General features: G+C 41.1%; 16 protein-coding genes. 11 read left to right on the forward strand and 5 right to left on the reverse strand.

Translation table 11 applies throughout. The annotated features are described in order from the left end of the window. The 10 genes from C5S62_RS13645 to C5S62_RS11615 form a co-directional block, all read left to right on the forward strand. On the forward strand, window positions 1–456 hold a 456-nt coding region (locus C5S62_RS13645; protein WP_190311586.1), incomplete at its 5' end, for a hypothetical protein. Window positions 457–711: 255 nt separating this feature from the next. After that, entirely contained in the window at window positions 712–1,731 is a 1,020-nt protein-coding gene (locus tag C5S62_RS11575) for a phenylalanine--tRNA ligase subunit alpha (RefSeq protein ID WP_104405551.1), read from the forward strand. Window positions 1,732–1,896: 165 nt separating this feature from the next. Further along, window positions 1,897–3,096: an MFS transporter gene (locus C5S62_RS11580; RefSeq protein ID WP_104405537.1), complete on the forward strand. Its 1,200-nt coding sequence runs from the start codon at window positions 1,897–1,899 to the stop codon at window positions 3,094–3,096. A gap of 3 nt (window positions 3,097–3,099) precedes the next feature. Then, on the forward strand, window positions 3,100–4,356 hold the full coding sequence (locus C5S62_RS11585; RefSeq protein WP_104405538.1) for a mechanosensitive ion channel family protein: 1,257 nt from the start codon (window positions 3,100–3,102) through the stop codon (window positions 4,354–4,356). 93 nt (window positions 4,357–4,449) lie between these two features. Further along, on the forward strand, window positions 4,450–5,307 hold the full coding sequence (map, locus tag C5S62_RS11590; protein ID WP_104405539.1) for a type I methionyl aminopeptidase: 858 nt from the start codon (window positions 4,450–4,452) through the stop codon (window positions 5,305–5,307). 16 nt (window positions 5,308–5,323) lie between these two features. Then, entirely contained in the window at window positions 5,324–6,400 is a 1,077-nt protein-coding gene (gene tsaD, locus C5S62_RS11595) for a tRNA (adenosine(37)-N6)-threonylcarbamoyltransferase complex transferase subunit TsaD (protein WP_104405540.1), read from the forward strand. Between the two features lie 39 nt (window positions 6,401–6,439). Continuing rightward, window positions 6,440–6,961 carry a CinA family protein gene (locus C5S62_RS11600; RefSeq protein WP_104405541.1) on the forward strand — a complete coding sequence of 174 codons (522 nt, stop codon included), beginning with the start codon at window positions 6,440–6,442 and terminating at the stop codon, window positions 6,959–6,961. Between the two features lie 199 nt (window positions 6,962–7,160). Then, window positions 7,161–7,421 carry a 50S ribosomal protein L28 gene (gene rpmB / locus C5S62_RS11605; RefSeq protein ID WP_104405542.1) on the forward strand — a complete coding sequence of 87 codons (261 nt, stop codon included), beginning with the start codon at window positions 7,161–7,163 and terminating at the stop codon, window positions 7,419–7,421. A 12-nt stretch (window positions 7,422–7,433) separates the two neighbouring features. Continuing rightward, window positions 7,434–7,625: a 50S ribosomal protein L33 gene (rpmG, locus tag C5S62_RS11610; RefSeq protein WP_104405543.1), complete on the forward strand. Its 192-nt coding sequence runs from the start codon at window positions 7,434–7,436 to the stop codon at window positions 7,623–7,625. Between the two features lie 13 nt (window positions 7,626–7,638). Then, window positions 7,639–7,797 (forward strand): DUF4295 domain-containing protein, encoded by a 159-nt coding sequence (locus tag C5S62_RS11615; RefSeq protein ID WP_104405544.1) that lies wholly within the window; start codon window positions 7,639–7,641, stop codon window positions 7,795–7,797. 171 nt (window positions 7,798–7,968) lie between these two features. Here the strand turns inward: C5S62_RS11615 and C5S62_RS11620 are convergent, their stop codons facing one another. Genes C5S62_RS11620 through C5S62_RS11640 form a run of 5 tightly spaced genes read right to left on the reverse strand, consistent with a single transcriptional unit; the run spans window position 7,969 to window position 13,766 of the window. Continuing rightward, window positions 7,969–8,553, reverse strand: coding sequence for a radical SAM protein (locus C5S62_RS11620; RefSeq protein WP_104405545.1), 585 nt, complete (start codon window positions 8,551–8,553; stop codon window positions 7,969–7,971). Further along, on the reverse strand, window positions 8,550–8,903 hold the full coding sequence (locus C5S62_RS11625; RefSeq protein ID WP_104405546.1) for a 6-carboxytetrahydropterin synthase: 354 nt from the start codon (window positions 8,901–8,903) through the stop codon (window positions 8,550–8,552). Before C5S62_RS11625 ends, C5S62_RS11620 begins: the two co-directional genes overlap by 4 nt. Before the next feature lie 39 nt (window positions 8,904–8,942). Then, window positions 8,943–10,292: a citrate synthase gene (locus C5S62_RS11630; RefSeq protein ID WP_104405547.1), complete on the reverse strand. Its 1,350-nt coding sequence runs from the start codon at window positions 10,290–10,292 to the stop codon at window positions 8,943–8,945. Between the two features lie 20 nt (window positions 10,293–10,312). Next, window positions 10,313–11,512 (reverse strand): NADP-dependent isocitrate dehydrogenase, encoded by a 1,200-nt coding sequence (gene icd / locus C5S62_RS11635; protein ID WP_104405548.1) that lies wholly within the window; start codon window positions 11,510–11,512, stop codon window positions 10,313–10,315. A gap of 34 nt (window positions 11,513–11,546) precedes the next feature. Beyond that, the gene (locus C5S62_RS11640) at window positions 11,547–13,766 is read right to left on the reverse strand and encodes an aconitate hydratase (protein WP_104405549.1); all 2,220 of its coding nucleotides are present in this window, start codon (window positions 13,764–13,766) and stop codon (window positions 11,547–11,549) included. Window positions 13,767–14,387: 621 nt separating this feature from the next. Here C5S62_RS11640 and C5S62_RS11645 point away from each other — a divergent pair. Beyond that, the gene (locus C5S62_RS11645) at window positions 14,388–15,398 is read left to right on the forward strand and encodes a class II fructose-bisphosphate aldolase (RefSeq protein WP_104405550.1); all 1,011 of its coding nucleotides are present in this window, start codon (window positions 14,388–14,390) and stop codon (window positions 15,396–15,398) included. Window positions 15,399–15,743 lie beyond the last annotated feature (345 nt).

The raw sequence follows: 15,743 nt of genomic DNA on the forward strand, positions 1-15,743 counted from the left end.
GTGATTACTCCCATACAAGGAGACGCTACAGCAAGTCTTTGCCGGACATGGAACTACATCAGCCATGATGTATGGTGTTACTGGAATGGCAAATATATCGCTCGTGGTAAGAAGAAATTGGAAAACGGGCAGGTAGTAGATACCCATTTCAAGGTTATCGGCAACCTGTTTGATGAAGAAGAAATATTTGACAATATAGCCTGTAAAGACGTGTTCACTCCAACGGGAAAATTTATCCGTTTTTATGTAAATGGCGAAGTTGAAGTCAATAATTGGAAATGGTATGATGAACAACAAGGTATCTTATGCGATTACGAACCTTATAAGGATGAGTTGGATTGTTGGACTGTTCGTTTCTCAGGTAAGGAAATGCGCATATACCAAGACATACAAGATTCAGACGACGGCGAGGACACAAGAACAGTGTCTGTGCAAACATTGACCATTGCTAATTAAAACCAAAGCATATACAAACCGGGGCGATTTGAAAGTCGCCCCGATATTTTTAGTATACTCGTAGATTTTTAAGAAATACGTTTTCACGTCAATAGTTTGCTTTCGCTGTCGCCGCTCCTCAAAAACATATTTGTTGTTGAAAACAAAAAAGCCTTCGCGAGACTGTTTGCCCGCAAAAAAATCATTAACTTTGCGGAAAATTTGACACAACATTATTGTAAAGCAAAACTTCAAACAAAACAGATTACAACAGCCATGATAGAGAAAATACAGGCTCTGATGAACGAAGTTGGTTCACTAACCGCAAATGACGAGAAAACACTCGAAGTTCTACGCATTAAATATCTCAGCAAAAAAGGATTACTCAACGATCTAATGAGCGAATTCCGTAGCGTTCCTAATGAACAAAAGCGCGAGATAGGCCAACGCATCAATGAACTGAAAACTTCCCTTCAAGACAAGTTAAACGAACTACGCGCCAATCTTTCCCAGCAGGAAGAGGACTATAGCGACCTTGACCTCACACGGACAGCATATCCCATCAAGTTGGGCACGCGCCACCCGCTCTCCATTGTTAAAAATGAAATAATCAATATTTTTTCAAATTTAGGATTTGCCTTAGCTGACGGTCCGGAAGTGGAAGATGACTGGCATGTTTTCTCATCAATGAACTTTGCAGAAGATCATCCGGCACGTGACATGCAGGATACTTTCTTCGTAGAACAAAAGCCGGACATTGTCCTGCGTACACATACCAGTTCTATCCAAGCCCGCGTGATGGAAAATTCCCGCCCCCCCATCCGCGTTATTTGTCCTGGACGAGTTTACCGTAATGAAGCCATTTCAGCACGTGCCCACTGCTTTTTTCATCAGGTAGAAGGCCTTTACATCGACAAGGATGTTTCTTTTACCGACCTGAAACAGGTTTTGCTTACCTTTGCTCGCGAAATGTTTGGCGCAGATACGAAAATACGCCTTCGTCCTTCTTATTTCCCTTTCACAGAGCCAAGTGCGGAAATGGATATTTCATGCAACATCTGTGGAGGAACCGGTTGTTCTTTCTGCAAACACACCGGATGGGTTGAGATTTTAGGTTGTGGCATGGTTGACCCCAATGTTCTTGAAGCAAACGGCATAGATAGTACCATTTATAAAGGTTATGCTTTTGGAATGGGCGTGGAACGTATTACAAACTTAAAATATCAGGTAAAAGATTTACGCCTCTTCTCGGAAAATGACATCCGTTTCCTTGAGGAATTTGAATCAGCCAATTAATCTAAAAATATTTAGTGCGTGAGGCAGTGACAGTTTTTCAGTTCACTGCTTCACGTTTTATCATACGAGCCTCATACGAACCATTATTTTGTACAGCTCATATCCAACTGCCATAAACTGAATCATAGAATATTTGCACTCAACAGCCCAAACAATACCGATTTCATGTCACATCCCAGACTGTTTACCTCTTCATATTGTTGTATTCTGACGGCTAATTTCCTGCTCTATTTCGGCTTTTGGCTACTCATACCCATTCTACCATTTTACTTAAAAGAAAATTATCAACTTCAGGAAAGCGCCATCGGCCTCATCTTGAGTTGCTACACGATTTCAGCTCTAACAATCCGGCCTTTTTCCGGTTATTTACTTGACACTTTTTCCCGAAAACCACTTTATCTGATTGCCTACGGTGTCTTTACGGTTCTGTTCCTAGGATATATGTCAGGGGGAGTTCTGCTTATGTTTGTAGCATTACGCATAGCCCACGGCCTGGCATTCGGAACAGTTACTGTTGGCGGGAACACCTTGGTGGTAGATATCATGCCCTCAGAACGTCGAGGCGAAGGATTAGGCTATTACGGACTAGCCAATAACATTGCATTGAGCCTCGGCCCAATGACGGGACTATTCTTGCATAACGTCCTCTCCTACCCGTCCATATTCGTAATTGCTTTCGGCTCATGTCTGCTGGGTTTTATTTTAGCCTTACAAATAAAAACAACCGTCAAGCCACGCATAAAACGCCCGGCATTATCACTCGACCGCTTCATACTTATAAAAGGAATTCCCGCCAGTATCGCATTACTGTTGCTGTCCATTCCCTATGGTGCCACAACCAACTTCGTGGCCATGTATGTAGAACAAATCCATCTGAACGTTATTCCGGGATTCTTCTTCGTTTTACTAGCCGCTGGTATGGGATTAGCGCGTATTTTTGCCGGACGTTATGTCGACAGAGGATTTGTCACTGAATGTATCCATTATGGTTTTTATCTAGTTATTTCAGCTTTTTTACTGCTAGGCTTGTGTGCGTATATTGTCAAATGGAACACCGCATGGGCCATCGGATGTTTCCATCTGGTTCCTTTCATACAGGGCATCGGGTTTGGAATTATGTTTCCAGCATATAACTCACTCTACATAAATCTGGCTCCCAACAATCAGCGTGCCACAGCCACAGGAACGTATCTGACATCTTGGGATGTAGGAATAGGTCTTGGAATCGTTGGCAGTGGCATTATTGCCGAAATATTCTCTTTTTCTATAGTTTACTTCATCGGAGCCTTTCTCAGCCTGATGTCAATGGCCTATTTTAAATTCATCGTCACCCCTCATTACAAGAGAAATAAGATTGACACATAAATCATGGAAAGTATTCGCTCTTTGATAGAACAAATGCTCGTCAGCATAGGAATGAGTCCTCATTATGCAGAAAAATCCATCTTTGTTTTTTTACTGCTATGCCTCGGTTTCATATCATGGTTGGCAGGCTACATTGCCCATCGTTTCATCACTCCCGTTATTCTCAAAATAGTAGAAAAGACCGAAACAGTATTGGACGATTATTTCTTTAACCGTCCGGTTCTTAAAGCTCTGTGGCATGTGGTTCCAAGCATCATTTTCTATTTACTGTTGCCACAATGTTACACCGAAAAGACGTCTCCAACAGCAATCAATCTTATCAGCGGCGCCACACGCATCTATATAACTCTGACTATCATATTATTAATCAAAGCATTTCTCAGTAATCTTGTCATTTATTCCAACGAACAGGATAAATTAAAAAGCCATCATCTCATCGGTATCATACAATTCCTGAAACTGCTTACTTATCTCATTGGAGCCATTATCATCATGGCTTTCCTTATGGGAGAAAATCCTATGGGATTAATAGCCGGATTGGGTGCAGCGGCCACAGTTTTAATGTTTATATTTAAAGACACAATACTAGGGTTAGTAGCTGGCATACAACTTTCAACCAATAAAATGCTGAAACCCGGCGATTGGATTACAATAGAAAAACTCAACATTAACGGTATTGTAGAAGAAGTTTCATTAGTAACTGTCAAAGTACGAAATTTTGACAATACTATATGTACAGTTCCTCCCTACACATTGGTCAGTGACACTTTTCAAAATTGGGACGGCATGAAAATGCGCCATGCACGACGCGTTAAACGCGCTCTTTACATTGACGTCAACAGTATACGAGAGTTGACAGAAGATGAGACCACACAATTAATGCAGCACAAAATCATAACAAGCAATGAGATTGAAAAAGCTGGAAATCCTCCAATAAACCTTGCCTTATTCCGTCATTATATTGAGCGCTTATTAATCAACCATCCAGAGGTAATCCATCAAGAAACATGGCAATGGCTGATGGCCCGCCAATTAGAACCAACTCCCAATGGACTTCCTATTGAGCTTTGGTTTTACTTCAAAGAAATAGAATTCGTACGTTATGAAGCACTGACTGCTGCTCTTATGGAACAGATTATAGCCAATATACCCAACTTCTATCTGCGCTTATTCCAATCCCCTACCGGAAGTGATATAGCCAAAGCTCTATCATCAGGCACCATAAAAATAAACAAAACGTTTTCATCTGATTGTGTGTAAGGCAACACCAACCATAACTTATCAGACAGTATGACAATTAAAGTCCAATGATATTCAAAAAAGTTGTATATTTGCACCATATAAATAAAAATAATGTTGAAACATAAAATAAGAAATTGGCATACACCTCCCGGTCAAGCTATAACTGATTTTGACAGACGCATTCTGGATTATCAAAATAGTGGAGAACTAGTCCCAACACGTAATTTAATCAAAACGCCGGAACAAATAGAGGGTATTCGTCAATCAGGAATTATCAATACAGGTATACTCGACCTTCTTGAGGAAAAGATAAAGGTTGGTATGAGCACAGCAGAAATAGACCGCATTGTCTATGATTATACAACAGCCCATGGAGCTGTTCCTGCTCCTCTAGGTTACGAAGGTTTTCCAAAAAGTGTTTGCACCAGCATCAATGAGGTGGTATGCCACGGCATACCTTCTGAAGATGAAATTCTGGAAGAAGGGGATATCATTAACGTAGATGTATCAACAATTCTGAACGGTTACTACAGTGATGCCTCCCGCATGTATATTATAGGCAAAACCACCTCAGAGAAAAAACGCTTAGTTCAAGTAGCCAAAGAATGTCTTGATATAGGCGCAGCAGCAGCAAAGCCTTGGGGATTCATCGGAGATATAGGAAAAGCTATATCTAAGCATGCCCACAAAAACGGTTTCAGTGTAGTACGTGACCTTTGCGGACATGGTGTTGGATTAGAATTCCATGAAGATCCTGAAATCGACCATTATGACACTCATCATAACGGAATGCTTCTTGTTCCTGGAATGGTATTTACTATTGAGCCTATGATAAACATGGGTACATGTGAGGTCTTTATTGACGAAGAAGATGATTGGACTGTTGTCACGGAAGACGAACTACCATCAGCACAGTGGGAACATACCTTTCTCATGACTGAAGAAGGTTTGGAAATACTGACGCATTAAAAAAAACATACAAACAATGACATACCATCAACAGCATACCACCATAAAAACTTCCGATGATATATCGATTAACAAAGATATCATCATCCTAGCAATTGAATCAAGTTGCGATGATACCTCCGCAGCCATTATGCGTAATGGTATTCTGTTAAGTAACATAACAGCCAGTCAAGCCGTGCATGAAGCTTATGGCGGTGTTGTACCAGAATTGGCCTCGCGGGCTCATCAGCAAAATATCGTTCCCGTTGTAGACCAAGCTCTCAAACAAGCCAATGTAAAAAAAGAAGAATTATCAGCTATCGCTGTAACTATGGGACCAGGATTGATGGGATCATTACTGGTTGGCGTATCTTTTGCCAAAGGTTTAGCCTTATCATTAGGAATCCCTCTTATTGAAGCCAATCACCTGCAAGGGCATATTCTGGCACATTTCATACAAGAAACAGAAGAAGAGCATCCAGTACCCCCCTATCCTTATCTTAATTTACTTGTAAGTGGCGGTAACTCCCAAATCATAAAAGTAAATGCGTACAATGATTTTGAAATATTAGGTCAAACTATTGATGATGCAGCAGGAGAAGCAATAGACAAGTGTTCGAAAATTATGGGATTGGGATATCCGGGAGGACCCATTATAGACAAACTGGCCAGACAAGGCAACGCCAAAGCCTATAAATTCAGCAAACCCAACATCTCGGGATTGGACTATAGTTTCAGCGGTCTCAAAACATCCTTTCTCTATTTTCTGCGTGACGAACTCAAAAAGAACCCAACCTTCATAGAACATCACAAAGAAGATCTTGCAGCCTCTCTTGAGAAAACCATTGTTGACATTCTCATGAAGAAACTATCACAAGCCGTCAAAGAAACCGGTATCAATCATGTGGCTCTCTCTGGAGGTGTTTCTGCCAATACGGGGTTGAGAGAAGCTTTCAAAGCCCGCGAAAGTTCTAAACAATGGCATATATATATACCTAAATTTGGTTATACAACAGATAATGCAGCCATGATAGCCATTACAGGTTATTATAAATATCGGGACAAAGACTTTTGTCCCTTGAATAAACCCGCTTATTCGAGAACTATATTATAACACTCATTTCCTATTCAAAAAAATTAGAACTATAAAATCATGGAATTAGATCTCAAACTCGTCAGCAAAGAAATCAATGAAATGTTATGGCGTAACCACAAGACACTATCAACAGCAGAAAGTTGCACTGCAGGCCGTATTGGTAGCGTCATTACTGCCGTTCCCGGAAGCTCCAACTACTATAAAGGTGGTATAATCTGCTATGCTGATGAAATTAAAGAAGAACTTTTAAAAGTAGATCACAATATTATTGAAGAACAAACAGCTGTATGCGAAGAGGTAGTACGCCAAATGGTTCTAGGAGCAAATGAACTGTTTCATACCGATTATGCCGTAGCCATAAGTGGCTTTGCCGGTCCTGGCGGTCCTGATGGAGGAAGAAGCGGCGTTATTGTTGGCACTATTTGGATTGCAGTAGGTAATAAAGACAATATTATCACTACAATAATTGAAGAAGATAATGGTCGCGACAAAAATCTGGCCTCTGCAACTAATATTGCCATGCACATGCTCCGCGACTATTTAAAAGAAAATTGCGAAGAAACCGAAGTTATAGAATAAATAGTAATAACTCACTAAAATAAAACAACTTTCACTTGTTTGTTTAAAAGAAATATACTAATTTTGCACCCCGTAAGTGGAGAATACCTTGGAATAATATAAGATACCACCCCAAGATTACGCAACCATAATTTCTGAAAATCCAAGGCAAAAAAATCTCTCACTGACAGCAGCATAAATAATAAAACAAGCGATAGCAATGTCTAAGATTTGTCAAATTACAGGAAAAAAAGCCATGATTGGCAACAATGTTTCGCACTCGAAACGCCGTACAAAGCGTACGTTTGACGTAAACTTGTTCACTAAAAAATTCTACTATGTAGAACAGGACTGCTGGATCAGTCTGAAAATCAGCGCTGCCGGTTTGCGTATGATTAATAAAGTAGGTCTTGACGCAGCGTTGACAAACGCCGTAGCCAAGGGATATTGCGATTGGAAAAATATTAAAGTAATCGGCTAATAATTCGAAACTATGGCAGGAAAGAAAGCAAAAGGCAATAGAGTTCAGGTTATCCTCGAATGCACCGAAATGAAAGAGAGCGGTCTGCCCGGAACTTCTCGTTACATTACGACCAAAAACCGTAAGAATACTCCCGACCGTTTGGAGTTGAAAAAATACAACCCCATTCTCAAGAGAATGACCATCCACAAAGAAATTAAATAAAACTTTATAAGCCATGGCAAAGAAAGTAGTCGCCACCCTTCGTGAGGGTAAAAATGACGGACGTGCATATACGAAAGTTATCAAGATGGTAAAAAGCCCGAAAACTGGTGCTTATATTTTTGACGAGCAAATGGTTCCTAACGAAGCTGTAAAAGATTTCTTCAAGAACTAATTTTCTTATCAGATTATAAATAACATAAGAGTGTGACCAAAAGGTCACACTCTTATGTTATTTATAATCTTAATTGTCCTCTAAAAATTAAATATTAAAAGCCCTTCAGTACGTACGCTTCATATCTTCCATTCATTAAAACAATGGAAGATTAAGAATACTATTGGTCCTTTAATCAATTTGTAAGATTTTATGAGTTTGTAAAGACAACCGCCATTCAGGATTTTCCAAGCACCAAGCGACTGCATTTTTACAAATCCTGGCGTTCTCTACAATATCACCAGTATCACATGGCTGCAAAAAACGATAACTAGCTAAAATATCAGGATAAGTAGATATCATATCACCCGTGAAAATCACTTTCAGTTCATCGCATACTTTAATAACAGGTTGGCCTCCATCAATAAATAAATTTTTAGGAGAAAGCGTTACCCAATCAATGCCAATAGGCAAAGCATGAGTTCCATTCGTTTCTATGGCCACAAACCGTCCCGCAGCATGCAACATATCCAACAACTCTGTTGTGATAAAGAGAGAAGGTTCACCTCCAGTCAACACAACATGAGTTGCTGGATACTGTTTCACTTTCTCTACAATTTCCTCTGCATTAAGAACTTTAAAACTGCTATGATCTGTATCACAAAAAGGGCATCTGAGATTACACCCTGAAAAACGCACAAAAACAGAAGGAGTACCTGTATAATATCCCTCTCCCTGAAGAGAATAAAATATTTCATTAATAGGATAAGTCTTCATAAAGCTGCATTCTCCATTCCTGCTTTAACATACATTGCCACATTGCCTTCAGATTCCTGAAAAGAAACCTTATAGCAATGAGGTACTTGTTCACATATCCAGCGAGCCATATTTTCTGCTGTAGGATTAAACTCAAAAACATCATTAACATAACAATGATCCAAACGGTCTGAAATGAGATGTTTGATATGCGTAAAATCAATGACCATACCATTTTCATCAACATCTTCAGCCATACAATACACAGTCACAATAGCATTATGCCCGTGCAAGTTGTTACACTTACTTTCATAAGTCAATCTCAACCGATGAGCAAAAGCGATCTCCAAACGTTTTGATACGTAATACATAATTTTTCAAAAATCTCAAAAAGAGATACTATAATAAATTTATCGTTCATTAAGAGGTGAATATTCATTGATTTCAGCTACACAGCGATAAGCAGGTCGGATAATACGTTTACCTTCAAAGTTAAGTTCTTCATTACGGTGGGCACACCATCCGACTATACGCCCCATAGCAAAAAGAGGCGTATATATTTCCATTGGCAAACCTATAAGATCATAAACAAAACCGGAATAAAAATCAACATTGGCACACAGGGTTTTACTCTGGCCTTTAATATCATAAACCGTTTCAATAGCCAGCCGCTCCAATCTTTCCATAAACTCAAACTCCTCACTACGCCCTTTCTCTGCAGCCAGTTTCCGTGCCATCTCTTTTAGCAAAACCGCACGAGGATCGGAATGCGTATAAACAGCATGCCCGATACCATAAATAAGTCCTGAGCGATCATAAACCTCCCCTTTAATAATCCGGCGTAAATAATTACGAATGTCTTCTTCATTTTCCCAATCATTCAAATTTTCCCCAATATGAAGCAACATATCGCGCACCTTTATATTAGCACCGCCGTGTTTGGGGCCTTTGAGAGAACCGATACCGGCGGCAATAGAAGAATAAGTATCTGTACCAGAAGAAGATGTCACCCTTACTGTGAAAGTAGAATTATTTCCCCCTCCATGTTCAGCCTGAAGAATAAGCAAAAGATCAAGTGTAAGAGCATCTAATTTGGTGAAATGAGGTCCTTTAAGCATATAAAGGAAATTCTCCGCTATCGAATAATTTTCTTGAGGATGACGAATATGAAGCGAACGCCCAAGAGTTTTATGACGTAACATATTATAGGCATAAGCAATAATAGCCGGAAATTTAGATACCAATTCCACGCTCTGCCGCATCAGATTATCACGCGAAGTATCATCTGGATTTTCATCATAAGTATAAAGTTCCAATACACTCCGTGCCAAAATATTCATAATATCTGTCCCCTCCAACTCTATTATATTCAATAGCGTCTTAGGCTGTAAAGGCATGTTGTCAAATATCAGCTGCCTGAAAGCATGCAATTCCTCCTTATCAGGTAATTTCCCAGAAAGCAACAAATAAGCAACCTCTTCATAACCACAACGGTTTTCTTTCATTATAGCATGTGCCAAATCTGCGATTTCATATCCCCTATAATAAAGTTTACCATCAATCGGGTGCAATCCCTCAGATGTTCGTTCATATCCTACGACATTGCCAATATTTGTCAGTCCAACCAAGACTCCGGTACCGTCTTCATTGCGAAGACCACGTTTGACGTCCAAACGTTTAAAAAGATCAGCATCAATTCGGATACAACTTTTCATTTCATCTGAAAGTTTATAAACAAGATATTCTTTTTTTGTAGTCATAATCAATCCAGATATTAATATTAAACGCTGACACCATCAATAATTCTCACCAATTCATCAGCAAACTCTTTAGTGCCTAAAGCCATGCCGTTTTCCATAAAGCGTGCCAAATCCACTGTAGCCATCTTCCGGTCAAAAATCGTCTCAATGGCATTAACCACACAACCTGCGGCCTCATTCCACCCCAAATATTCCAACATCATCACGGCAGAAAGAATAATAGAACAAGGATTGGCCTTATTCTTCCCCGCAATATCAGGGGCCGTACCATGCGTAGCCTCAAAAATAGCATTACCTGTATGGTAGTTGATATTGGCACCGGGAGCAATACCAATGCCCCCCACCTGTGCCGCCAACATATCGGAAATATAATCACCATTCAGGTTCAAAGTTGCCACAACCGAATAGTCCTTCGGGCGCAACAAGGCATTCTGCAAGAAAGCATCGGCAATGCAATCATTAATAACGAGACGCCCGGAGGAGATTTCTTGGGCAAACTCCTTTTGTGCCACCTCATATCCCCAACGTTTGAAACCTCCTTCGGTAAACTTCATGATATTCCCCTTATGAACCAAAGTTACAGAAGGTAAACCATGTTCCAAAGCGTAACGGCAAGCTGCAACTATCAACCGTTCAGAACCTTCCTTTGAAACCGGTTTTACGCCAAATGATGACGTCTCCGGGAAACGGATCTTATCCACTCCCATTTCCTGCTGCAGAAAATTAAAGAATTTATGAGCTTCTGCACTCCCGGCCTCCCATTCTATTCCTGCATAAATATCTTCAGTATTTTCCCTGAAAATGACCATATTAACCCAATCAGGCCGAAGAACAGGAGAAGCGATCCCACGAAACCAACGTACAGGACGCTGACAGACATAAAGATCCAAATCCTGACGTAAGGCAACATTAAGCGACCGTATACCACCTCCCACTGGCGTAGTAAGAGGTCCCTTGATACCTATATGATATTCACGAAAAGCAGCCATAGTCGCTTCTGGCAAATAAACGCCTGACATATCATAAGCTTTCTGACCAGCCAGCACTTCAAGCCAGTCAATACGCCATTTTCCTCCATAACATTTGCGAACTGCTTCATCCACCACTCTGCGCATTGCTGGAGTAATTTCCACTCCAACACCATCGCCCGTGATAAAAGGAATTGTCACACAATCAGGCACTAACAAAGAGCCATTACCGTTTATTTTTACCTTTGTCATTTTCTTCAGTTCATTAATTTAACAATTCCAACCTTCAACTGTTCAATGCTGCTCCTGCACGAAACCACCCTATTTGCTGGGCATTATAAGTATGGCAGACCTTTATGCGATGGGATGTGCCATCAGAATGATGTATCAGAACTTCTATGTCCGTTTCAGGACTGATGGCTGCACACGCTACATCAAAAATATCTCCCTCGCGTATAAGGTCATAATCTGCCGGTGACTTAAATGTAAGCGCCAACATTCCTTGCTTTTTCAGATTAGTCTCATGGATACGTGAAAAACTTTTAGCCAAAATCACTTTTACTCCCAAATAACGCGGTTCCATAGCCGCATGCTCGCGGCTGGAACCTTCACCATAATTATCCTCAGCAATCACAATGCTGCCGATGCCGGCATCACGATAAGCACGTGCAACAGTTGAAACAGCATCCATCTTACCCGTCAACACATTCTTAACAATATTGGTTTCATTGGTAAAGGCATTCACTGCCCCCATCAGCAAATTATTTGAAATTTTGTCCAAATGGCCACGGTATTTCAACCATGGACCTGCCATTGAAATATGGTCAGTCGTACACTTCCCCTTAGTTTTTATAAGAAGACGCAATCCATTCAAATCATTGCCATTCCAAGCCGCAAATGGTGTAAGACGCTGCAATCGTTCACTATCGGCCCTAATTACAGGTTGGGGGGCACCATCAATCGGCGCCAGATAACCGGAATCATAGACTGCAAAACCCTGCGGAGGCAAATCAGTATTAACCTTTGGACTTAGAAAATCCAAAGAAGCATCGCACGCCGGATGTTCCGACAGACTCCCTGTAAAAGCATAGCCGATAGCTGTTTCCGGCGAGGTTATAAAAGCATACGTATTAGGATTGCCATCCGCACGCTTGGCAAAATTACGATTAAAAGTTGTTATTATCGTATTACGGCGGGTTGGATTATCTGTTTTTCGCTTCCACTGCCCTATACAGGGGCCGCAAGCATTAGACATGATAACAGCTCCGGCCCGACGGAATACCGTCAACAAGCCATCGCGTTCAGCAGTAGCGCGAATACATTCCGAACCCGGATTAATTACCAATTCAGTTTTTATATTCAAACCGGCATTCAAACCAGCTTCAAGCACAGCAGCGGCACGCAGCAAATCCTGATAAGAAGAATTCGTACACGAACCCAAAAGTACAACCTCTATCCTGTCCGGATAATTATGTAAGGTAACCTTCTCCCTCATTTCATTCACAGGAGTAGCCACATCGGGAGAAAAAGGACCATTAGCATAAGGCGTAAGAGTACTAAGGTCTATATCTATAACCATGTCATAATAACGAGCAGGATCCGCAATCACGGCCTGATCAGCACATAAATCTTCCGCCACACTATCTGCCAAAGCGGCCACTTCTGAACGCCCCGTAGCAATAAGATAACGACGGTCTGCCATATCATAGGGGAAAAGGGAAGTTGTAGCCCCTATTTCTGCCCCCATATTGCATATCGTGGCCCGTCCTGTACATGACAAGGTAGAAACCCCATCGCCAAAATATTCGACAATAGCATTAGTAGCTCCCTTAACGGTAAGCATTCCCGACAATTTCAGGATGACATCCTTAGGAGAAGCCCATCCCGACAGTTTACCGGTAAGACGTACACCGATAAGCCGCGGTACTTTCAACTCCCAAGGCATACCGGCCATAACATCTACAGCATCAGCTCCTCCTACCCCAATAGCCGCCATTCCTAGGCCACCGGCATTAGGAGTATGCGAATCCGTTCCCACCATCATACCACCGGGGAATGCATAATTTTCTAAAACAACCTGATGAATAATACCAGCTCCAGGTTTCCAAAAGCCGATACCATAACAAGCTGCCACAGATTTAAGGAAATCATAGACTTCAGCATTTACCGAACAAGCCGCGGCTAAATCAGCGGCAGCCCCTTCCGAAGCCTTTATCAGATGATCGCAGTGCACCGTAGCCGGAACAGCAGTTTCACACCGACCGGCATTCATGAATTGCAGCAATGCCATCTGCGCTGTGGCATCTTGCATGGCCACACGGTCCGGCCTGAAATCAGCATAATCCATGCCACGCCTATACTCTGTTATCGAGGATAAATCGTATAAATGTGCATAGAGTATTTTTTCCGCCAATGTTAACGGGCGCTTCATCACTTCACGTATCCGTGCAATCCGCTTGGGATAATCATCGTAAAAACGATGCAACATATTTAAATCAAAAACCATAGTTCCCCTATTTAATTATTCATAAAACCTGCGATTCACTACACAAACCGCAATAATTTCATAAAATCGACAACAAAGTTACACAAAATATCATTATAAACAAACATTACGACACACTATTATCCTCAAATCCAAACAAACATTCTGAATAAACTTTATTTCTGTCACCCCCTATCTGTTCCTGCATTCCCATCTTCTTTAACAACGCCAATTCTGCCGATTCTGCATTTTAACATTTCTTGCTTTTGAACAAAAAAATTCGTATATTTGCTTGGACAAAGAGGACGGTTCTGATAAACCGTCCTCTTTGTCATATATTCTGAAGGTTATACAGGCTCTCAAGAACCTATTTGTCTTAAAAACTATCCGTATTGTTGTAAAAATTATCCGTATTACTTTTTAAACAACCCTTATTCCAGTAGCATAACATCATCATATTCCCTATAAGAAACGCCACTAAAATGTTTCTAAAAGTTAAATATGTTAATGTTCCAAGCCATATACCTCATCGTTCTCACTATGTCTTTCCGAAAAAAGCACATCTGAAATTTTCCTATGACACAGATAAATTGTAATTTTGTGGTGGAAATCATTTTTTCAACTTCATAAATTACTACAATTATGATTAATTACAAAGACTTAGGCTTGGTGAACACCCGCGAGATGTTCAAAGGCGCTATCAACGGCGGATATGCCATTCCCGCGTTCAACTTCAACAACATGGAGCAACTCCAGGCCATCATCAAGGCGTCTGCAGAAAAGAAGAGCCCGGTTATCCTTCAGGTTTCAAAAGGAGCACGCCAATATGCCAACCAAACCTTGCTTCGATATATGGCAGAAGGTGCCGTTGAATATGCCAAGGAACTTGGTTGCAAGCATCCCGAAATAGTATTGCACCTCGACCACGGTGACAGTTTCGAAACCTGCAAAAGTTGCATTGACATGGGCTTCAGCTCTGTTATGATTGACGGTTCCGGTCTTCCCTATGAAGAAAATGTCGCTCTTACGAAAAAAGTGGTAGAATATGCTCACCAGTTTGACGTAACGGTTGAAGGCGAACTTGGCGTCTTAGCCGGTGTTGAAGATGAAGTATCTCACGCTGAAAGCCACTACACCCAACCTGAAGAAGTAGTAGACTTCGTAACCAGAACCGGTTGCGACAGTTTGGCCATCTCCATTGGTACCAGCCATGGTGCTTACAAGTTCACTCCGGAACAGTGCACCGTTGATCCCGCTACCGGTCGCTTGGTTCCTCCCCCCTTGGCTTTCGATGTACTTGATGCCATAATGGAGCAACTCCCCGGCTTCCCCATCGTTCTGCACGGTTCCTCCAGCGTTCCTCAGGAAGAAGTTGATACCATCAACAAGTTCGGCGGCAAACTCCCCAACGCTGTAGGTATTCCTGAAGAACAACTTCGCAAGGCTGCCAAGAGCGCTGTTTGTAAAATCAATATCGACTCTGACTCTCGTTTGGCCATGACAGCTGCCATCCGCCAAGTATTTGCAGAAAAACCAGGTGAGTTCGATCCACGCAAATACCTCGGTCCGGCTCGTGACAACATGCAGAAACAATATGAACACAAAATAGTAGAAGTATTGGGTTCTGAAAACAAACTCGCACAGCTTGATTAAGCTTTTCTAGTCTAATATATAATGCTCTTTCATATAAATTATGGAAGAGCATTTATTATTAATTTTAGATTATATTACCCCGAATAAGTACCCCAAAAATGAACCAAAACGGAGTTTTTTACTCACAAAATCATTCATATCCAGCCTCTATTTTTCTTATATGATATTCTCAAAATCAGCCTACTGCAGTGAAAAAGACAATCTAATATTGGGTTAAAGAAGAGTGAATGGAATTCGACCCAATTAGATTTGTTTTTCCAAGAGGAAAAAGATGCACTTCGTGAGGCTTATGGAAAAGGCGCGTGAGTTTGCCCCCCTCGGGCATAATAAGATTGACCCCTTAAA

The organism is Prevotella sp. MGM2 (genome assembly GCF_002933955.1).
In the GTDB taxonomy this organism is placed as follows: Bacteria; Bacteroidota; Bacteroidia; order Bacteroidales; family Bacteroidaceae; genus Alloprevotella.